This is a genomic window from Nonomuraea glycinis (assembly GCF_035920485.1).
GTDB lineage: Bacteria > Actinomycetota > Actinomycetes > Streptosporangiales > Streptosporangiaceae > Nonomuraea > Nonomuraea glycinis.
Genome location: NZ_CP109166.1, coordinates 3,374,628 through 3,394,984 on the forward strand (window position 1 = coordinate 3,374,628; position 20,357 = coordinate 3,394,984).

At 69.6% G+C, this 20,357-nt stretch carries 18 protein-coding genes; 12 read left to right on the forward strand and 6 right to left on the reverse strand.

Annotated features, from left to right (window positions below; all coding sequences use genetic code 11):
* Positions 1–3 precede the first annotated feature (3 nt).
* From OHA68_RS15855 to acs, 4 genes are all read right to left on the reverse strand, one after another.
* The gene (locus OHA68_RS15855; RefSeq protein ID WP_189142067.1) at positions 4–447 is read right to left on the reverse strand and encodes a DUF309 domain-containing protein; all 444 of its coding nucleotides are present in this window, start codon (positions 445–447) and stop codon (positions 4–6) included.
* Positions 444–1,364, reverse strand: a complete 921-nt coding sequence (locus tag OHA68_RS15860; protein ID WP_327108325.1) for an alpha/beta fold hydrolase — start codon at positions 1,362–1,364, stop codon at positions 444–446. Before OHA68_RS15860 ends, OHA68_RS15855 begins: the two co-directional genes overlap by 4 nt.
* Positions 1,354–1,782 carry a phage holin family protein gene (locus OHA68_RS15865; protein ID WP_327108326.1) on the reverse strand — a complete coding sequence of 143 codons (429 nt, stop codon included), beginning with the start codon at positions 1,780–1,782 and terminating at the stop codon, positions 1,354–1,356. Before OHA68_RS15865 ends, OHA68_RS15860 begins: the two co-directional genes overlap by 11 nt.
* A gap of 355 nt (positions 1,783–2,137) precedes the next feature.
* Positions 2,138–4,111 (reverse strand): acetate--CoA ligase, encoded by a 1,974-nt coding sequence (acs, locus tag OHA68_RS15870; RefSeq protein ID WP_327108327.1) that lies wholly within the window; start codon positions 4,109–4,111, stop codon positions 2,138–2,140.
* A 290-nt stretch (positions 4,112–4,401) separates the two neighbouring features.
* Here acs and OHA68_RS15875 point away from each other — a divergent pair, with 290 nt between their 5' ends.
* From OHA68_RS15875 to OHA68_RS15910, 8 genes are all read left to right on the forward strand, one after another.
* Entirely contained in the window at positions 4,402–5,208 is an 807-nt protein-coding gene (locus OHA68_RS15875; protein WP_189142071.1) for a Fic family protein, read from the forward strand.
* A 692-nt stretch (positions 5,209–5,900) separates the two neighbouring features.
* On the forward strand, positions 5,901–6,941 hold the full coding sequence (gene ssd, locus OHA68_RS15880) for a septum site-determining protein Ssd (RefSeq protein ID WP_327108328.1): 1,041 nt from the start codon (positions 5,901–5,903) through the stop codon (positions 6,939–6,941).
* Complete coding sequence (locus tag OHA68_RS15885) at positions 6,938–8,098, forward strand: TadA family conjugal transfer-associated ATPase (protein WP_327108329.1); 1,161 nt, start codon at positions 6,938–6,940, stop codon at positions 8,096–8,098. The genes ssd and OHA68_RS15885 overlap by 4 nt, the downstream gene beginning before the upstream one ends.
* 22 nt (positions 8,099–8,120) lie before the next feature.
* Entirely contained in the window at positions 8,121–8,831 is a 711-nt protein-coding gene (locus tag OHA68_RS15890) for a type II secretion system F family protein (RefSeq protein ID WP_327108330.1), read from the forward strand.
* A gap of 572 nt (positions 8,832–9,403) precedes the next feature.
* Entirely contained in the window at positions 9,404–9,925 is a 522-nt protein-coding gene (locus tag OHA68_RS15895) for a type II secretion system F family protein (RefSeq protein WP_225277398.1), read from the forward strand.
* Between the two features lie 402 nt (positions 9,926–10,327).
* Positions 10,328–10,741, forward strand: coding sequence for a DUF4244 domain-containing protein (locus OHA68_RS15900; protein WP_327108331.1), 414 nt, complete (start codon positions 10,328–10,330; stop codon positions 10,739–10,741).
* Positions 10,738–11,118, forward strand: a complete 381-nt coding sequence (locus OHA68_RS15905) for a TadE family type IV pilus minor pilin (RefSeq protein WP_327108332.1) — start codon at positions 10,738–10,740, stop codon at positions 11,116–11,118. Before OHA68_RS15900 ends, OHA68_RS15905 begins: the two co-directional genes overlap by 4 nt.
* A 209-nt stretch (positions 11,119–11,327) precedes the next feature.
* Complete coding sequence (locus OHA68_RS15910; protein ID WP_327108333.1) at positions 11,328–11,774, forward strand: Rv3654c family TadE-like protein; 447 nt, start codon at positions 11,328–11,330, stop codon at positions 11,772–11,774.
* 163 nt (positions 11,775–11,937) lie between these two features.
* Here the strand turns inward: OHA68_RS15910 and OHA68_RS15915 are convergent, their stop codons facing one another.
* Both OHA68_RS15915 and OHA68_RS15920 read right to left on the reverse strand, forming a co-directional pair.
* Positions 11,938–12,774, reverse strand: a complete 837-nt coding sequence (locus OHA68_RS15915) for a nucleotidyltransferase domain-containing protein (RefSeq protein ID WP_327108334.1) — start codon at positions 12,772–12,774, stop codon at positions 11,938–11,940.
* Positions 12,775–13,300: 526 nt separating this feature from the next.
* Positions 13,301–15,679 (reverse strand): DEAD/DEAH box helicase, encoded by a 2,379-nt coding sequence (locus OHA68_RS15920; RefSeq protein ID WP_327108335.1) that lies wholly within the window; start codon positions 15,677–15,679, stop codon positions 13,301–13,303.
* Positions 15,680–16,087: 408 nt separating this feature from the next.
* Here OHA68_RS15920 and OHA68_RS15925 point away from each other — a divergent pair, with 408 nt between their 5' ends.
* The 4 genes from OHA68_RS15925 (at position 16,088) to OHA68_RS15940 (ending at position 20,357) form a co-directional block, all read left to right on the forward strand.
* Positions 16,088–16,438 carry an STAS domain-containing protein gene (locus OHA68_RS15925; protein WP_101786510.1) on the forward strand — a complete coding sequence of 117 codons (351 nt, stop codon included), beginning with the start codon at positions 16,088–16,090 and terminating at the stop codon, positions 16,436–16,438.
* Between the two features lies 1 nt (position 16,439).
* Positions 16,440–16,865 (forward strand): ATP-binding protein, encoded by a 426-nt coding sequence (locus OHA68_RS15930; RefSeq protein ID WP_327108336.1) that lies wholly within the window; start codon positions 16,440–16,442, stop codon positions 16,863–16,865.
* Between the two features lie 523 nt (positions 16,866–17,388).
* Complete coding sequence (locus OHA68_RS15935; protein WP_327108337.1) at positions 17,389–19,674, forward strand: sodium-translocating pyrophosphatase; 2,286 nt, start codon at positions 17,389–17,391, stop codon at positions 19,672–19,674.
* A 215-nt stretch (positions 19,675–19,889) separates the two neighbouring features.
* Positions 19,890–20,357, forward strand: coding sequence for a SixA phosphatase family protein (locus tag OHA68_RS15940; protein ID WP_225277396.1), 468 nt, complete (start codon positions 19,890–19,892; stop codon positions 20,355–20,357).

Below are 20,357 nucleotides of genomic sequence, written 5' to 3' on the forward strand. Positions count from 1 at the left end.
GCTTCAGCCCGGCAGCGCCTTCAGGACCAGCCGGATGGCCTGCGCCGGGTCGCTGTCGTAGCTCAGCCCGGACGCCGCCCTGCCCACCGCGTCGTACGGCTCGCCGTAGCCCTGCACGCGGGCGGCTCCCCGGCCGAAGAGGGTCAGCGCGCCGCGCCCGTTGCCCCGCTGCAGGTGCGTCAGCCCCACGCAGATCTGCGCGAGCCCCTGCCACAGCTCGCGCTCCTCCTCAGGCGCGCACTTCCAGCGCCCCTCGAACACCTCGTGCGCGTTGAACGGCAGACCCTCGCTCAGGAAGCGTCGGCCGTCGGCCAGCGCCTGCTCGCTGCTCGGCGCGTAGTCGTCCGGCACCCTCGGCAGGCCGGGCGCGCCGTGCGGAAGTGGCCGGCCGTAGGCGTCTCGCGGCCGGGAGTTACGCGGCCGTCCCTCGGCGTCACGGTCTCTCATCGGTCCGGCTCCGGGTCCGCCAGCCAGCCGAGCAGCTCGTTGTCGAACATCTCAGGTGCCTCCTCGTGAGGATAGTGGCCCGCACCTTCGAGCAGCCGCCACCGGTAGGGGGCCGCGACGTAGCGGCTCGACCCCTGCGCGGTGCGCGGCAGGATGCACCGGTCCTGAGCTCCGTGCAGTTGCAGGGTGGGCGCCTCGATCTCGGTGCGCATGGCCTTGGCGTAACGCAGCCCGTCGGGGCGGAACTGGGAGCGGCCGAACCACCGGTGATATTCCAGCGCGCAGTGCGCCACGGCCGGGATCCGGAAGGCCTCCCGATAGGTGCCGGCGGTCTCCTGATCCGGCCAGCCGGGCGCCGACCAGCCGTCGAGCAGCTTGCCGACCAGCGCGGCGTTGTCCCGGGTCAGCCTGCGCTCGGGCAGCAGCGGAAGCTGGAAACCGAGCCGGCGCCCGCTCGCCCTGAGCTGCCCGACCGGGTCGCCGAGCAGCGAGCCGCGCAGCCGCAGCGGGTGCGGCGCCGACACCGTGACCAGCCGGTACACCGACTTGGGCTCGAACACCGCCATCGTCCAGCCGAGCAGGCCGCCCCAGTCGTGGCCGACCACGATCGCGCCCGTCTCGCCGAGCGCCCGGATCAGCCCGGTGGCGTCGGCGGCCAGCGTGGGCAGGTCGTAGCCGCGCGGCGGCTTGTCACTGCCGCCGTAGCCGCGCAGGTCCACCGCGACCGCCCGGAACCCCGCCGCGGGAAGCGACCGGAGCTGCTGCCGCCAGGTCCACCAGAACTGCGGGAACCCGTGCAGAAGCAGCACCAGCGGGCCGTCACCGGCCTCCACGACATGGAAGCGGGTGCCGCGGGCATGCACGGCACGGTGTGTCCACGGCCCCTCGATCCGGACGACCCCCTCGTCAGGTGCCATCACGACTCACCGGCCCGGCCACCGGGAGAGGCTGCTCCTCCGGTGTGGCGATGTCCTTGAGGCCCTTGAGCGACCTGGTGGTCCGCTTCATCCCGGCCAGGCCTTTCAGTTTGCGGGTCCCGATGAAGACCAGCAGTGCCGCGACGATCAGGTAGAACACCGTCACGATGAGGAAGGACACCCACATGGACAGCCACTGCGCCAGGAAGAACGCGATCGTGAACGACGCGAGGATCAGGCACAGGTGCGCGATGAAGGCGGCGCCGGCGAACAGGCCGCCGGCCGTGCCGACCCGCTTGGCGTCGAACCTGAGCTCGGCCTTGGCCAGCTCGATCTCCGAGCGGACGAGGTCGGAAATGTGGCTGCTCGCCTGAGCGACCAGCGAGCCCAGGGATTCTTCCTCGGGAGTCTGCGGCATGAACGTCTCCTATCGAGGCCTGGTGGCCGTGTCAATCATCATTCAGCGCGATATCTCGTACGTGAAGCGCACCGCCGTTATGTCCCGGCGGTGCGGCTTTTGCGACAGCCTCGCCAGTCCAAGCCGCATGAACGGCTGGGCACCGCCCCAGAAACCTGCCCACCACGAGCCCCGCAATCACCATTCACAGAACTACCCGATCAAAGAACATAGCGTCGAGGGCCGACGAGTCCGGCGTCACCCCCGCCTTCGTCGTACGGGCTGTGCCGGTAACAGGCGAAGCCTGGGCCGGTAACAGGCGCGGCCGTACACCCCAAAATTTCGGGATGTACGGCCGAGTGCCGGACTTTTGTCGCTATTCCTCGGTCTTGGCCGAGGGGAGCTTCTCCGAGATCAGGTTCATCACCGTGCTGTCGGCCAGCGTGGTGACGTCGCCGATGCTGCGGTTCTCCGCCACGTCACGGAGAAGACGTCGCATGATCTTGCCGGAGCGGGTCTTGGGCAGTTCAGGGACCACCAGGATCTGACGCGGCTTGGCGATCGGGCCGAGCGTCTTGGACACGTGCGCGCGCAGCTCCGCGGCGATGTCCGCGCCCTCCTCGGCGCCGCCGCGCAGGATCACGAACGACACGATGGCCTGGCCGGTCACCGGGTCGGTGGCGCCCACCACGGCCGCCTCCGCCACCTTCGGGTGGCTGACCAGCGCGCTCTCCACCTCGGTGGTGGAGATGTTGTGGCCGGAGACGAGCATGACGTCGTCCACCCGGCCGAGCAGCCACAGGTCGCCGTCCTCGTCCTTCTTGGCGCCGTCGCCGGGGAAGTACATCCCCTCGAACCTGCTCCAGTAGGTGTCGATGTAGCGCTGGTCGTCGCCCCAGATCGTGCGGAGCATGGACGGCCACGGCTCGCGGATCACCAGGAACCCGCCGCCGCCGTCCGGCACGCTGTTGCCCTGGTCGTCGACCACGTCCGCGCTGATGCCGGGCAGTGGCCGCATGGCGGCGCCGGGCTTGGTCGCGGTGACGCCCGGCAGGGGGCTGATCATGATCGCGCCCGTCTCGGTCTGCCACCAGGTGTCCACGACCGGGCAGCGGTCCCCGCCGATGTGCTCGCGGTACCAGACGTAGGCCTCCGGGTTGATCGGCTCGCCGACCGACCCCAGGATGCGCAGGCTGGACAGGTCGAACTTGGCGGGGATGTCGTCGCCCCACTTCATGAACGTCCGGATCGCCGTCGGAGCGGTGTAGAGGAGCGTCACCTTGTACTTCTGGACGATCTCCCAGAACCTGCCCCGGTGCGGGGTGTCCGGCGTGCCCTCGTAGATCACGCTCGTCGCGCCGTTGGCCAGCGGGCCGTACACGATGTAGGAGTGCCCGGTCACCCAGCCGATGTCGGCCGTGCACCAGTAGATGTCGCTGTCCGGCTTGAGGTCGAAGACCGCGTTGTACGTCCAGGCGGTCTGCGTCAGGTAGCCGCCGGTGGTGTGCAGGATGCCCTTGGGGTTACCGGTCGTGCCGCTGGTGTAGAGGATGTAGAGCGGGTCCTCGGCTTCGTTGGACACGGGGGTGTGCTGGTCGCTCTGCCGGTCGACCAGGTCGTGCCACCACACGTCGCGCTCGTTGACGGCGACCTCCTGGCCGGTGCGGCGCACCACCAGGACGTTCTCCACCTGCGGGCACTCGGCCACGGCCTCGTCCACCGTCGGCTTCAGCGCGGACGGGGCGCCTCGGCGGTAGCCGCCGTCGGAGGTGACGACGAGCTTGGCGTCGGCGTCGTGGATGCGGCTCTTCAACGCGTTCGCGGAAAAGCCGCCGAACACCACCGAGTGGATCGCGCCGATGCGCGCGCAGGCGAGCATCGTGATCGGCAACTCGGGGATCATCGGCAGGTAGACCGCTACCCGGTCGCCCTTGCCCACACCCAGCTCCTGCAGGGCGTTGGCCGCCTTGGACACCTCGGCCTGCAGGTCGCTGTAGGTGATGGTGCGGCTGTCGCCCTCCGGCTCACCCTCCCAGTAGTAAGCCACCTTGTCGCCGTGACCGGCCTCGACGTGCCGGTCGACGCAGTTGTAGGCGACGTTGAGCTCGCCGCCGACGAACCACTTGGCGAACGGGGGATTCCACTCCAGGGTGGTGTCCCACCGCTTCGTCCAGGTCAGCCGCTCGGCGGCCCGGTCCCAGAAGCCGAGATTGTCCGCGGACGCCTCGGTGTAGGCGTCCGCGGTCACGTTGGCGGCCGCTGCCAGGTCGGCCGGTGGTGCGAACCTGCGGTTCTCGTGCAGCAGGTTGGACAGCGCCTGGGGTTCGTTGCCGGGGGTCTCCGGGGCCACCTCGTGCTCCTTCTACGGCCAGATGGGATAGGTCGTGTCCCACTCCACCAGGTCAGGGGCCTCCACCACAAGAGGTCTAGACAGGTCTGTACCTTTGACTGTATGGGCCGCCTTGTCAGTCAGACAGCGTGACAAATGCTATTAAAACGTTGTCGTCTCGGGATCCTTTAATTATGGAACGAGACAATGAAGACGCATTTTTCGCGCTTTTTGGGTCCCCGCAGGGTTTCGGGGAAATGCCCGCTCCCTGCCCTCAGGGTCCCGCGGGCCCGCGGGTAGGGTCGGGTCCCGTGACAGACCCTTTGGCCGCGATCGCGCAGCTCCCCGGTGTCGCCGAGGCGGTCGACACCGCCCGCGAGGCCGTGGACCGGCTCTACCGCCACCGAGTCCTGCGCCGTGCCAGCCCGGCGGTGTCCACGGAGTCCTCCCTGCGTGGCGCCCGCGCCTCCGCGGCGATCGAGGGCGTGGACGTACCCCTTGAGGCCCTGCGCAGGGACGAGGTGCACGATCCGGTCGTCCAGGGCGCTCTGCGCGCGTCGGCCGAACTGGGCCGGCTGGGGTCCACCTGGCGTCAGTCGCCCAGGCAGGTGCTCGCCCGGTTGCACACCGTGGCCGCGGCGGGCCTGGCGGACGAGCCGGACCTGGGCCGCCCGCGAGCCGTCCCGGACGAGCCGGACCTGGGCCGCCCGCGAGCCGTCCCGGATCCCCTGGGTCTGGGCCCGGCGCCGGCCGCCGAAGAGGCCGCGGCCCGCCTGGAGAGCCTTTTCACGCTGCTGTCCGCCCCGACGAAGGCGCCGGCGCTCGTGCTGGCCGCCGTCGTGCACGCCGAGCTCGCGGTGCTGCGGCCGTTCGGCACGGCTGACGGCGTCGTCGCGCGCGCGGCCGAGCGGCTCACCTTGGTCGAGTACGGCCTGGACCCCAAATCGCTGGTAGCGGTGGAGGTCGGGCATCTCGACCAGCCGTACGCCGAGGGGCTGCGCGCTTACCTGACCGGCACACCTGAGGGGGTATCGCAATGGATACAACAGTGTGCCTCGGCGGTCACGCTCGGTGTGCGTGAGACGGCGGCGATCTGCGAAGCGATGCAGAGAGGCTGACGACATAGCGGACGGCGTCTCGGTAGGAGACGCCGTCTGCTCGTGCATCACACCGGGTTACCAAGCGTGCACCTCTATTCGTCGGATCGGGTCAAGCCCGTCTCGACGCGCCTCCCGCGGCTGGTCGCGCGTGGGTGCCCGGTGGATGCACCCGGACAACTGGTCCGTGTCACCTTTGTACGACGGATCTGCCCTGATGGGAACCCCTGAGAACAAGACCTTTACCCGGCCGTGGCGGCGATGCGGTGTGCCGGGGGAAGTAGCGCCCGGGCGTGTGGTTACCAAGCCGTGACGATCACACAGCGTGATCATCTTTATGTGATCGTTATCCCATAGGGAAAAAACTTGGCGAAAACGCGAGTTTGCTCCTCGACGAAAGTCGAGTGGATCGGGCAGCATACGGGGGTATCACCCGAAACCGCAGCGAGTGTGCGTGGGGATTGGTTTCCGGCTCCCATGCCTTGCCGTGGTCAAGTGACGAAAGCTTTCTTCTATAACGGGACCGGCTCTACCCCCCCAGAGCCGGACCGGTAGGCGACCCCCGCTCTCCCCCCCGGCGGGGGTCGCCCCTTTTCCAGGTTTTCCACAGGCTCTGCGGCCGACGAGCCAGCTGTCCACAGAATCCCGTTCGCCTCCGCGCGACCGTCCCGGTCCTCCGCATGCTGGGCCTCCCGAACGACAGGGAGGCCCCGATGCACCGCCCACTGGTCATCACCGAGGATCGAGACCTGCTCGACGACCTCGTTCGCATAGCCGCCGCGGCCGGAGCGCAGCTCGACGTCGCCCACGTCCCGGCGCACGCCCGCCCCTTCTGGAGCCTGGCGCCCCTGGTGGTGGTCGGCGCCGATCTGGCCGACGCCGTGGCCGCCTTCGCACCGCCCGCCCGGGACCGGGTGCTGCTGGTGACCCGCGACCCCGGCCACCCGGACACCTGGCGACGATGCGTCACCGCGGGCGCCCAGGCGGTCGTGTCGCTGCCCGAGGAGGAGCGCCGTCTCGTGGACGAGTTCGCCGACGCGATGGAGCCCGATCCGCGTTCGGGCGCCGTCCTGTGCGTGATCGGCGGCCGTGGCGGCGCGGGCGCCAGCGTGCTGTCGGCCTGCCTCGCCCTGCGCGCCGCCGGCGAGCACCGGCGCACCCTCCTGGTGGACGCCGATCCCCTCGGCGGCGGCCTCGACGCGCTGCTCGGCCAGGAGGAGACCCCGGGCGCGAGATGGGCGGACCTCGTAGCCAGGCAGGGCCGCATCAGTTCCGCCGCCCTCCAGGCCGCGCTGCCGTCCTGCGGGGATCTGGCGGTGCTCTCCTTCCATCGAGGTGCGACCCAGGCCATTCCGGCGCAGGCCATGCGCTCGGTCCTGGAGGCGGGCCGCCGCGGCTTCGACCTGGTGGTCGTGGACCTTCCACGGCACCTGGACCCGTCCGCGATCGAGGCGCTCAGCAGGGCGAGCCGCACACTCCTGGTGGCCACCGCCGACGTGCGCGGCGTCCTGGCCGCCGCACAGGTCCTGGAGCAGGCCGGCCGGCACACGGCCGACATCCGCGCGGTCATGCGCCCCGGCATCCTCGACCACGACGTGGCGGCCGCCTCCCTCGGCATCCCCGCGGCCGGGCACCTGGCCGACCAGCCGCGCCTGACGGCCACCCTCAACCGCGGCGATCTGCCGAAACTCGGCCCGCGCACCGTGCTGGGCGGCTTCTGCGCATCGCTCCTGCACGACCTGCTGCCCGCATGAGCCCGCACGTGTCCGCCCAACTGGTCGAAGCCGTGCGCGTACGGCTGGCCCGCGCGGGGGTCGAGCCCACCGCCGCCCAGGTGGCCGTGGCCCTCCGGGCGGAGAGATCGGTCTACGGCGACGCCGAGATCCTCGCCGTCGCTCGCGCCCTGTGCGCCGACCTCATCGGCGCGGGCCCCTTGGAGCCCCTGCTGGCCGAGCCCGACGTCACCGACGTGCTCGTCAACGGTCCCCGCGAGGTGTGGGTCGACGACGGGCAGGGCCTGCGCCTCACGTCGGTCACCTTCACCGACGACGGCGCCGTCCGCAGGCTCGCCCAGCGCCTGGCGGCCGCCGCGGGCAGACGCCTGGACGACGCCTCCCCGCACGTGGACGCCCGCCTGGCCGGAGGCGTCCGCCTGCACGCCGTCCTGCCTCCCATCGCCTCCGGCGGCACCTGCGTCTCCCTCCGGCTGCCGCCCCGGCGCACGTTCACGCTCGACGATCTGGTGGCCGCGGGCACGATCACACCGCCGGTGGTCCCGATGCTCACCGCCCTGGTGTCGGCCAGGCGAGCATTCCTGGTGACCGGCGGGACAGGCACAGGGAAGACCACGCTGTTGTCGGCCCTGCTGTCGCTGGCGGACCCGGGCGAGCGGCTCCTGCTGGTCGAGGACTCCGCCGAGCTGCGCCCCCTGCACCCGCACGTGGTCCGCCTGGAGACCCGGCCGCCCAACCTGGAGGGCGCGGGCGGCGTGGGCCTGCGTGACCTGGTGCGACAGGCGCTCAGGATGCGCCCGGACCGTCTGGTCGTAGGGGAGGTGCGCGGGTCGGAGGTCGTGGACCTGCTGGCCGCCCTCAACACCGGCCATGAGGGCGGCTGTGGCACCCTGCACGCCAACACCGCGACCGACGTGCCCGCCCGCCTTGAGGCGCTGGGCTGCGCGGCGGGCTTGAGCAGGGAGGCCGTGCACAGCCAGCTCGCCGCGGCCCTGGACGTGGTCATCCATCTGACCCGCACCCGCTCGGCCGGACGACGCCGCGTCTCGGAGATCTGCCTGCTTTCCCGAACGTCGACCGGCCTGGTCGAAGCCGTCCCCGCCGTGACCTTCGACCCCGAAGGCCGCCCTCGTCCAGGCCCTGCCTACGCGGCCATGGCCGCCGGCCCGCAATCATGATCGCGGGCCAGGTGAGGCCTCGATGACCGGACTCCTGGTGGCCACACTCTCCACAGCTCTCGCCGTGTGGCTGTGGACAGGACCAGAGCCGGCGGAGCTTCGGCTCCACAGGCTGACCGCCCGGAAAGGGGATCCCTGGCGGCACTCGCTGCGGCGGCTGCTCACCCGTCCGAGCCCGGCCCGCCGTGCGCAGGCGTGGCGCCGGGCGTCGATAGAGCTGTGCCAGGCGCTGTCGGCTGAGCTGTCCGCCGGTCGCACCCCGGGAGAGGCGTTGACCAGGGCGGTCTCGGCGGTGGACCTACCCGACCCCGAGGCGCTGCGCCCGGTTCTGGCCGCGGCGAGAGATGGCGGCGACGTGTCCCGGGCACTGGTGTCCGCGGCCCCGGCTCAGGGCGGAGAAGGCCTGGTCCGCCTGGCCGCGTGCTGGGACATAGGGGTGAGCGCGGGCGCCGGTCTCGCGGCCGTGGTCGAGCGGGTGGGCAGCGCGCTGCGTACCGCCCAGGCCCACCGCCAGGACGTCGCCGCGCAACTGGCGGGCCCACGCGCCACAGCCAGAATGCTGGCCGCGCTCCCGGCCCTGGGTCTCCTCATGGGCGCGGCCCTCGGCATGCGACCGCTCGGCTTCCTGCTCGGCGGCGTTCCCGGTCTGCTCTGCCTGACCAGCGGGATCGCTCTGAACGCCGGTGGCCTGTGGTGGACCCACCGGATGGCCGTACGCGCCACGGAGTCCTGACCCGCCGCACACGCGGCCCGCCGGAGCCCATCGTCGGCTCGGCGATCCCGAACGGAAAAGCACTGATGCTGGAGCTCATTTCCACGGTCTGCGCCGCTCTGGCGGCCTGGCTATGGACACCCGCCACCACCCCGTCGCAACGCCTGGCGAGACTACTTCCCCGGCCCACCTCCTACGCGACGAGCCGAAGCCACCCACAAGCACCGCTCAGCCCTTCGACCCGCAGCACCGGTTCTCCCAGCACCGGTTCTCCCAGCGCCGGCTCTCTCAGCACCGGTTCTCCGAGCGCCGGTTCTCCCAGCGCCAGCTATCTCAGAACTGGCTCTTTCGGAGCTGGGTTTCACGAGGCAGGGCTCCGCGGGGGAGGGCTCAACTCCGACGCACCGCCCTCGCATATCCGGCTGAGCACGGACGACGGTCAATCCAGGAGCATCCGCCCTGATTCCGCAGATCCGCCTCTCCCCACCTGGCTCGACGAGCCGCCGGTACGCCGACTGACCAGCCGTACACTCATCCCCGCCACCTGCACGGGACTCGTCGTCGGCCTGCTCATCGGTGGTGTCGCGGGTGTCGTGGCGGCCCTGCTCCTCGCACCCGTGGTGGCGGCCATCCTCCACAAGCGAGACCCGCCAGAGCTCCAGCGAGACCGCCGCCGGATCGCCGCCGACCTCCCCTTCGCCGTCGACCTCATGGCCGCCTGCCTCCTCGCCGGCCAGCCGGTGACCGCCGCCACCCAAGCATCCGCAACGGCGATAGCAGGCCCACTGGGGGACCGTTTGAGCTGGGTAAGCGCCCAACTACGCCTCGGTGCCGACCCGGAACCCACCTGGGCGTTCCTCGCCCGCGAACCCGCCATGGCCCCACTCTCCCGAGCGATGAGCCGAGCAGCCCAAAGCGGCGCACCCGTCGCGGACGTGCTGACCCGCCTGGCGGACGACGCCCGCGACGCCACCCGAGCCGCCTCGGTGGCGGCAGCACGCAGCGTAGGCGTCAAGGCGGTGGCCCCCCTGGGCCTCTGCTTCCTCCCGGCCTTCGTCCTGCTCGGCATCATCCCCGTGGTCGCAGGCCTCGCATCCGCCATCGTCCTCCCCTGAGCAGCCACCCCGCTCTCTGACAACCTCGGAGAACCGGACGCCGCGAACGACCTGTGTGTCCCGCTATCCACTTCAGACTCCGCAAACGGCATTAACTGCGCTCATCGCCGTCTGCGGCGCGTTGGTGGAGGCTTTCGCGCGGGAGTCGCACCGGGTACGAACGTTCGCCGAGGCATTTCTCCGCGCTGCGGCCCTTTGACGCCGATCACTCGGATTGTTCCGGCTGAACGTGCGTGGAACAGAGACGTGGACGCTGAGTTAGTTGTCCACAGCCTCGCTCCTCCTTCCGTCGATATCCACAGAACGCCGCTCGGCCCGCTGGCTCAAGGCCGTCTTCCGCGAGCCTGGAACTCCCCCGCCGGTCACCTCCCCTTGACCGGCAACGAGCACTGGGAGACACCCATGCCTGACTGCGCCATCAGCCCGAACAATGAGCTCACCGGGAACAATGAGTTCAGCCCGAAGGAAGCCGTCAGCCCGGAGAAAGTCCTCACCCGAAAGGAAGCCGCCAGCCGGAACAAGACCGCCAGCCTGGACGAGACCAGCGCCGCAGCAGACAACTCGCGATCCTCGCAGGCACGCAGCCTGAAGGCCCTGAGCCAGCGCCTGAGCGCCCACTGCCGGCACTGGTGGTCCGACAGACGAGCCCGTTTCACGGGTGCCCATGGTGATCGCGGCATGTCCACAGCGGAATACGCCGTAGGCACGATCGCGGCCTGCGCATTCGCCGCGCTGCTTTTCAAAATCGTCAACAGCCCCGAGGTCACCGAGATGCTCTCGGCGCTCATAGACCGCGCACTCAAGCTCAACGGATGACCGCCCACCCGACAGCAATACCAAGGACGACCGGACGCTCGACATCACGAGGCTCCGTGACAGCGGAGACCGCCGCGATGCTGCCTGCGCTCATGGTGGTCCTGGCAGCCGCGCTATGGGCCATCCAGGCGGTAGCGGTCCAACTGGAGTGCGTCGACGCGGCGCGAGTCGCAGCACGAGCAGCGGCCAGAGGCGAGCCCTTGGACGAGGTCCGCGCCCTCGTCCGCGTAGCCACCGGCCACGAAGCCCAGGTCAACGTAAGCCGAAACTCAGAGCAGACAAGAATCGAAATCTCCGTCGAAGTACGACCCCCTTGGGGCCCGGCACTCCCCGCAGTCCAAGTCACCGCATCCGCGACCGCCGCCACCGAGCCCTGACCTTCCCGTCGACACCCGCCCCGACCTCGGCGGCAGGCAGCGTCGGCACTGCAACCCAGTGTTTCCCGGCACTTGCCTGCGGGCGGGGCCGGCATTCGGTTCGTACGTCGGCGTTCGTAGCCCTGATCAGGTGCCTTTCCCGCGACCGGCACCGGGCACCTTGCCACTAACTGGATCGATCCTCTTGTCGCAGCGGATCAGAGCCCATCATGAGAGTGAAAGTGTCTGCCAGACGTAGTGACAGAGGATCGGCCACGCTGTGGGCCGTCGCCCTCATGGGTCTCCTCATGGCGGTGGCCACGGCCCTCGCCATGGTGGGTTCCGTACGCGTTGCCCGTCACCGCTTGAACGATGCCGCCGACCTGAGTGCTCTGGCAGCGGCCAAACTCGCCATCATCGACCCGAAGTCAGCCTGCGCCCATGCGGCGGCCATCGCTGAGGAGAACGGTGTCGAGCTGTCCAACTGCACGATCACCGGCGAAGTCGCAGATGTCTGGACAACGGTGAAGTTCTCACTCCCCGGTCTGGGCACACGCACCCTGACCGGCAGATCAAGAGCAGGACCAGCCCGTCAGGAACACCCCCAACCCAGCAAATCACCGAAGCGCTCTCCTTTCCTGCCCGCCCGTAAGGCCCCTTACGTTTACCCCGCTTAGAGCCTGCTGGCAAAGGCTTTGCTTGCTAAGGCCGGGCGAAGGATGTCCTGGCCGAGGGCATCTTCGAGTGAAGCCCTGCGGACAGGAGCGGCGTCAGCCTCGACGCCTCCTATGCCTCCTGCGGAGCGGTGTCCCGCAGACGGTGGGCGGTGGGGCGGCTTGGTCAGCTCGCCTGATCGATGACGTCGTGGAGGTACTGCACGGCGAGCTTTTCGGCGTGGTGACGGCGTTCGATCACCGCTTCGGTGTCGTCGAGCCACTGCCGGTAGAGCTCGACGCAGGCGAGCAGGGCCTGACCGGCGTCGTGCCGGTCGTAACCGCAGAGGGTTCCCTGAAGGGCGCGCGCCTCGTCCGGTGCGATGGATTCGAGGTGGCGGACGCCGCGCGGTGACGCACCCACCCGCCGAGCGGCCAGCGGACCCAGCACGGCCTCGCGCAGGTAGCCGAGGAAGCCGATGACCTCGAACAGTTCGCCGCGGCCGAGTTTCGTCGCGCCGTAGTGCACCCAGACCCAGAATCGGTCCTCGATCCACTGGAGGTCGAGCGACGGGTCCGCCGGCGGATGCTCCGCCAGACAGGCGGCCAGGTTGCCGTCTCGGTCCCACCGGATGTCCGGGTCTTCGACGCGCTCGGCGAAGTCGGAGGCCCGCACGAACTTGAAGTCGACGTGGAGGAGGGCCGGCCCGACAAGTGTGATGACCAGGCGGGGTTCGCCAACGTGCTCCCCGGTGAAACCCGCCACCAGGGCGGTCCATGAGCCGATCAGCTCAAGGCGCTCCTTCATGACCGAGTCGAACGCCTCGTCGTCGATGACCACGATGAGATCGACATCGGAGTAGACATCGGGGTGTCCCCTCGCGATCGACCCCGCGACGGCAACACCGGCCACTCTCGGATCTTGCTGAACCCGAGGAAGCGCGTCGCTGAGGAACCTCTCGTGCAGGAAAAGAGCGTCCATAGCATTCCTTTTCGATACGAACAAAGTCTTCGAACGTACCATGCCGTCCGGCCAGCCCGGATTCGTATAGAAGAGCGCGGCGCGAAAGCCGGCCGTGCCTACCGAGACGGCTGGACCGCACCCCGGACGATGCCGGGCCCGGCAGGCGCACCTGGGAGGAGTGCCCGCCAGTCGGGCGGTGGTGCGGGCTCATGCCGGCTCCTCCTCCGCGATCTTCTGGGAGCCCGCTCCCATTCACGGGTTGACGACCCGAACATGACCACACTCTGGGGATCTCTCGGACGGCCTTTTATGACGGCCGGAACGCCTCTGTGATGCCTAGCAGGCTCCCGTTCAGAGATTTTCGGCCAACTTCATGACATTTGTACGTGTGCGAGGTGACAAAACTTGGTCGGCTACCGCTAGCTCGGGTCTTGGCGATAGGCGGGCAAGCGGGCAAATGGAGGAAGGGCGGGCAAGCGGGCAGGTAGGCAGGGCATGCAGGGCAGGGCAGGGCAAGGCGGGCGGGCAGGTGGGCGGGGAGGCTGTGGTTGTGAGGGTGGTGTGGTGATCCTTGAGCAGGGTGCGGTCAGGGGTCGAGGAGGGTGGCTAGGAGGCGGAGGGCGCCGCGTTTGTCCAGGGGTTCGTTGCCGTTGCCGCACTTGGGGGACTGGATGCAGGAGGGGCAGCCGCGTTCGCATTCGCAGGAGGCGATCGCCTGGCGGGTGGCGGTGAGCCAGTCGGTGGCGCGGGCGTAGCCGCGTTCGGCGAAGCCGGCGCCGCCCTCGTGGCCGTCGTAGACGAACACGGTGAGCAGGCCCGTGTCGGCGTGGAGCTCGGTGGAGACGCCGCCGATGTCCCAGCGGTCGCACGTGGCGAACAGGGGCAGGAGGCCGATGGCGGCGTGTTCGGCGGCGTGGGCGGCGCCGCCGAGGTCGAAGCCGTCCTCGGCCAGCGCGGCCACCTCGGAGGCCGGCAGGGTCCACCAGACGGCGCGGGTGCGCAGGGTACGAGGCGGTAGGTCCAGGGGCTCGTCGCCGAGTGTCTCGCCTGATTGGAGGCGGCGTTTGAGGTAGGAGACGACCTGCCTGGTGACCTCGACCTCGCCGAAGTGCAGGGTGCCGGGTCCCAAGGCGTGGGAACGGAGGGTGGAAAGGACGGAAATGTCGGTGATGTCGCGGGCGAAGGTGGAGTAGTCGGGCTGGGCGCTGGATACCAGGGCCACGCCGGCTTCTAGGTCGAGAAGCTCCACCAGGAACGTTTCGCCTTGGTGGATGTAGACGGCGCCGGTGTGGACCATCGTGTGTGCGGACGGCTCGTCGACGCTGCCCAGCAGGCGGCCGGTCGAGGACTCCACGACCTGGATCGGCGCGCCACCGCCGCCCCGGATGTCGGCCAGGTCGGTGGCGCGCTCGCGCCTGGTCCAGAACCATCCGGCCGGGCGCCGGCGCAGCAGGCCGTCGGTGACGAGGGTGTCGAGTACGGCGGCCGCGGCGTTGCCGAAAGTGGGCAGGTCGTCCTCCGTCAGGGGGATCTCTGCGGCGGCGGCGCACAGGTGGGGACCGAGGACGTACGGGTTGTCGGGGTCCAGGACGATCGCCTCGACGGGCTGGCCGAACAGGGCCTCGGGGTGATGGACCAGGTAGGTGTCCAAAGGGTCGTCCCGGGCGATGAGCACGGCCAGCGCGTCCTGGCCGTCGCGGCCCGCCCGGCCGGCCTGCTGCCAGAGGGAGGCGCGGGTGCCCGGCCAGCCGGCGATCAGTACGGCGTCCAGGCCGGACACGTCCACGCCGAGCTCCAGCGCGTTGGTGGTGGCCAGGCCCATGAGCGTGCCCGAACGCAACGCCTTCTCCAGAACCCTGCGGTCCTCGGCCAGGTAGCCGGCCCGATAGGCCGCGACCTTGTCGGGCAGATCGGAGCCCTCCGGCAGCGCCCACGCTGAACCCGCCTCGCCCTGAGGACTCGCGGCCCCGCCCACCCCCGAGAGGGGCTCGCCCACCTCAACGAGGGGTTCGCGCTCCCCTGAGTGGGGTTCGCCCGCGCCAGACTCGCCGAAGTCGGCCAGACCCGAATGGGGATGGTCGGCTGCGAAAGGGCCGGGATCGGGGTGGCTGGTCAGGGGGTCTCCGCCGTCGGGCTGGTCGGAGGGGGCCAGGCCCGAGTTGGGATGGGTGGCTGCGGAGGGGGCGGGGTTGGGGTGGGGGGTGACCGTGCTGGGGTGGGTGGACAGGGAGAAGGCGATGTCGGCGAGTTTGGCGCGGGCGGTGAGGGCCACCGTTTCGGCGCCGCGGCGGGAGCGGACGAAGGCGAGGGTGCGGACGTCCGCCAGCACCAGGTCCGCCAGCAGGTCAGCCGCCTCGGCGGTGGCCGTGCGCCGCACCGGCGCCCCTCCTTCGCCGCGCAGCTCCGTCAGGGGCGGCTCCCAGAGCGCGACGGTCGTCGAACCCTTCGGCGAGGCGTCCGTCGTCACCTCGGCCATCTCAAGCCCGGTGAGCCGCCTGGCGAACGTGCCGGGCTCGCTGGCGGTGGCCGAGGCGAGCAGGAACGTGGGCTGCGTGCCGTAGCGGGCGCAGACGCGGCGCAGGCGGCGCAGGATCTGGGCCACGTGGGAGCCGAACACGCCGCGGTAGCCGTGGCACTCGTCGACGACCACGAGGCTCAGCCGCCGGAAGAACGCCGACCACTGCGCGTGCCGGGGCAGGATGCCGCGGTGCAGCATGTCGGGGTTGGTCAGGACGTAGTTGGCGTGCTTGCGGACCCAGGTGCGCTCCTCGTACGGCGTGTCACCGTCGAAGCAGGCGGCCCGCACCTGGGTGATGCGCAGGTCACGGATGCCGCGGAGCTGGTCGGCGGCCAGGGCCTTGGTCGGCGTGAGGTAAAGAACGGTGCCGCCGTCGAGACAGGAGGCGATCGCCGGGGTGAGGTAGGCGAGTGACTTCCCCGAGGCCGTGCCCGTGGAAATGATCACGTTTCGGCCACGATAGGCCAGGTCGGCGGCCTCGTACTGGTGGGGCCACAGCCCCGTGACGCCGTGGTTCGCCGAGCGCGTAACCAGCAGTTCTGGAGCCCAATCCGGCCATCTGGCTTGACCCGCCTGACGTGCTGGAACATGCTCCACATGGGTGACACGCTCGTGACGTGCGGGAACTCCGAGCAGGTGGTGGAGGAGTGGACCCGTTCGGTGTGGGGAGGATGCGGTGGAAGTCACTGTTTCCAGTCTGCGTCCGTGGGCAAAGTCGTCGGGAATCGTGATTTCGTGTAGACACAAGCCGGACGCGTGGTTGAATGCCGCGCGTCAGGGTCCGGCAGTCGGGAGCCCCGCTCCAGAGTGCCAGGCCCGCAAGGGTAGTTTCGCAGGCGAGGCGCTGGAGGATCTGTGGATCTGAAGTTGGATCACCGCACCGAAGACGGACTCACCATCGTGGAGGTCGAAGGTGAGATCGATGTCTACACGGCGCCGAGATTGCGTGAGCTCCTCATCGATCTGGTGAACAAGGGCAATTTCCACCTGCTCGTCAACATGGAGAAGGTGGACTTCCTGGACTCGACGGGTCTTGGTGTCCTGGTCGGTGGGCTGAAGCGAGTTCGTGCGCACGATGGCTCCCTGGAGCTGGTGTGCACCCAGGAGCGCATCCTCAAGATCTTCCGGATCACCGGGCTGACCAAGGTCTTCGGGATCTACGCTTCGGTCGACGAAGCCAAGGAAGCTCACGGCAAAGACAAGTAGCATGGCTACCGTCGAGCTGACGTTCAGCGCTCTTCCCGCCCACGTGCGGACCGCCCGGTTGGTGGCGACGGCGATAGCCCGCCGCACCGGCGTGGAGGAGTCCCTGCTGGACGAGGTCCGGCTCGCCGTGGGTGAGGCGTGCTCCCGGGCGGTTGAGGCGCATCGCGCACACTGCCCGGGCGAGCCCATTCGCATCGAGCTCAAGGACGACTCGGGGCGGTTCGAGGTCACGGTCAGTGACCAGGCGCCCAGCGATGAGATCAAGCAGGAGCAACCCCTTGACCTGGGCATGCTCTCGGACTCGTTCATGTCCGGTTTCGGCATCGCCGTGATCGCGGGCCTGGCCGACGACGTGGAGGTCTTTCCCAGTCCCAAGGGCATGCGCATCCGCATGAGCTGGCCCGCCGCCAACGGCCACCCGAGCTAGGAGCGTTCCAGAGGCTCCTGAAAGCCTACGGGCCGGCGTTAAGGACATCTTCGGCACCGCACGGCCGCGTAGCGCCGTACGGAGGCGTTCAGGGCGTTTCAGGCAGGTGTGCGGCGCGGCGCGCGGGTGGCGGATGCCACCGGACGTGCTTGTGTGCCGTGAGACCGGAGTCTTCCAAGATTCTTGCGAAGGCTCCGGTCTCGCCATGTGCGGGCGACGCGCCGACGGGTTTCGGGCGGCACTTTTTTCCGCGCAGTCACGGCCGTAAAGCGGGGGAAATATCGCATGTCAGATCCCAAAACGCCCTGCTGTCAGGCGCTTACCGGACGGGCGCACAATTCCCCGCCCTCAGAGCCTTCATATCTGAGAATCCCCTGCGTAGACTCCCGGCACCGGCCAAGGTGATCTGGCGAAACCGCGGATTCAACCGGAAGCGGCACCCACAACCCGGATGGTGCCGCACCGCCCAGCCGAACCTTGCAGCGCCACCCGGGCAGGACGACCGGTCTTGCCGAGGAGAACGATGTATAGCCACGTGCTGGCACTGGAGCCAGCGTCCAATCTGGCCCTGAGCTCGAACAACCTCACCATCGTGATCGTGGTCGCCGCGGTCGCACTGCTCGCACTAGCCGTCGCCGGCGGCCTGGTGCGTGAGGTGCTGGCCGCCGACCAGGGCACGGAACGCATGCAGAACATCGCCCGTGCCGTGCAGGAAGGGGCCGCCGCCTATCTTACGCGGCAGTTCCGGACACTGGCGATCTTTGTCGTGATCATCCCGTTCCTGCTGCTTCTGCTACCAGGCGAGCTCGACGTACGCGTCGGCCGCTCGATCTTCTTCGTGGTCGGCGCGGTGTTCTCCGCCCTGACCGGGTTCATCGGCATGTGGCTGGCCGTGCGCGGCAACGTCCGCGTCGCCGCCGCCGCCCGTGAGTCGGGCGAGAAGCTCGCCATGCGCATCGCCTTCCGCACCGGCGGCGTGGCCGGCATGTTCACCGTCGGCCTGGGCCTGCTGGGCGCGGCGGTGGTCGTCTTCATCTACCAGGGTGACGCGCCGGGCGTGCTCGAAGGCTTCGGCTTCGGAGCGGCGCTGCTCGCGATGTTCATGCGAGTCGGCGGCGGCATCTTCACCAAGGCCGCCGACGTCGGCGCCGACCTGGTCGGCAAGGTCGAGCAGGGCATCCCCGAGGACGACCCGCGCAACGCGGCGACCATCGCCGACAACGTGGGCGACAACGTCGGAGACTGCGCCGGCATGGCGGCCGACCTGTTCGAGTCGTACGCGGTCATGCTGGTCGCCAGCCTCATCCTGGGCCGGGTGGCCTTCGGCGAGGAAGGCCTGATCTTCCCGCTCATCGTCCCGATGATCGGCGTCATCACCGCGATCATCGGCATCTTCGTCACCCGCATGCGCGACGGCGACCGCAACGGCATGGCCGCCATCAACCGCAGCTTCTTCATCTCGGCCGCGATCTCCGCGGTCCTGGTCGCGGCGGCGACGTTCTGGTACCTCCCCAGCAGCTTCAGCGAGCTGTCCGGCTCGGCCGTGCAGTCCGACGCCGACCCGCGGATCATCGCGATCGGCGCGGTGCTCATCGGCCTGGTCCTGGCCAGCGCCATCCAGCTGCTGACCGGCTACTTCACCGAGACCACCAGGCGTCCCGTACGGGAGATCGGCGAGAGCTCGCGCACCGGCGCGGCGACCGTCATCCTGGCCGGCATCAGCGTCGGCCTGGAGTCGGCCGTCTACTCGGCGCTGATCATCGGCGGCGCGGTCTACGGCGCCTTCCTGCTCGGCTTCGGCAACGTGACGGTCGCGCTGTTCGCGGTCGCGCTGGCGGGCACCGGCCTGCTCACGACGGTCGGCGTCATCGTCTCGATGGACACCTTCGGGCCGGTCTCCGACAACGCGCAGGGCATCGCCGAGATGTCCGGCGACGTCGAGGGCGAGGGCGCCCAGGTGCTCACCAGCCTCGACGCCGTCGGCAACACCACCAAGGCCATCACCAAGGGCATCGCGATCGCCACCGCGGTGCTCGCGGCGACGGCGCTGTTCGGCGCCTTCAGGACCGCGGTGGAGGGTGAGCTGCCGGCGGGGTCGGTGTTCAGCCTCAGCGTGGACGCGCCCAACGTGCTGGTCGGTCTGATCATCGGCGCGGCGGTGGTGTTCCTCTTCTCCGGCCTGGCCATCTCGGCGGTCGGGCGGGCCGCGATGCGGGTGGTCTTCGAGGTACGCGACCAGTTCCGCAGCAACCCCGGCATCATGGACGGCACGGTCAAGCCGGACTACGGCCGGGTGGTGGACATCTGCACCAAGGACTCGCTGCGCGAGCTGGCCACGCCCGGCCTGCTGGCGGTCCTGACGCCGATCGCGGTCGGGTTCGCGCTGGGTTACGCGCCGCTGGGCGCCTTCCTGGCGGGCGCCATCGCGTGCGGCACCCTGATGGCCGTCTTCCTGTCCAACTCCGGCGGTGCCTGGGACAACGCCAAGAAGCTGGTCGAGGACGGCCACCACGGCGGGAAGGGCTCCGAGGCGCACGCCGCCACGGTCATCGGTGACACGGTCGGCGACCCCTTCAAGGACACCGCGGGTCCGGCCATCAACCCGCTGATCAAGGTGATGAACCTGGTCGCGCTGCTGGTGGCGCCCTCGGTGGTGCTCTACGCGAGCAACCCGGCGGTGCGCATCGGCATCACGGTGCTGGCGGTCGGCGTGGTCGTGGGCGCGATCATCGTGTCCAAGCGCCGTTCGGTCAATGTCGAGCCGATCAACAACGACAACGACAGGAAGTCGGAGCCTGTGGCCTCCTGACCTGCCTGGCGACGCCCGCTCCACGTACGACCGGAGCGGGCGTCGCGCCGTCTCGGGGGGTGTTGGCCGGGCGGATGGTCACGGTGCGAAACTGGGCGGATGGAAGACAAGCCGCCCTCCGGTGGAAAAACGCTGGCCATGATCCTGCTCGCGATGTTGACCATCCTGGCGGTGCTCGTCGGACTCGCCCTGTGGGCGTCGAGAGGATGAACGCGATGCGTACTCTGATCGTGCTTCGCCATGCCAAGGCGGCCCACACGACCGACGTGACCGACCACGACCGGAAACTGACCGATCGCGGTGAGCAGGACGCCGAACGGGCCGGTGCGGAGATCCGCGGCCTGGGGCTGGAGCCGGACCTGGTGCTGTGCTCGACGGCACGGCGAACCAGGCGCACCGCCCAGCTCGCCCTGCCCGGCGTCGAGACCGACCATCAGGGCCTCATCTATCAGGGCGTCCTCGAGGAGCTCCTGGAGTTGGTGCGCCAGGCCGGGCCGGAGCGGCGGACCGTGGTGCTGTGCGGTCACAATCCGGGCGTGCTGGACCTGGCCCTGTCACTGACCGGCGGAGACTTTGCCTTCCCGCCGGGCGCGTTCGCGGTGATCCGGACGGAGTCCGAGTGGGCGGACCTCTCGCCGGGAGACGGCAGCCTGGTCACCCACTGGAACCCCAAGGAGCACTGA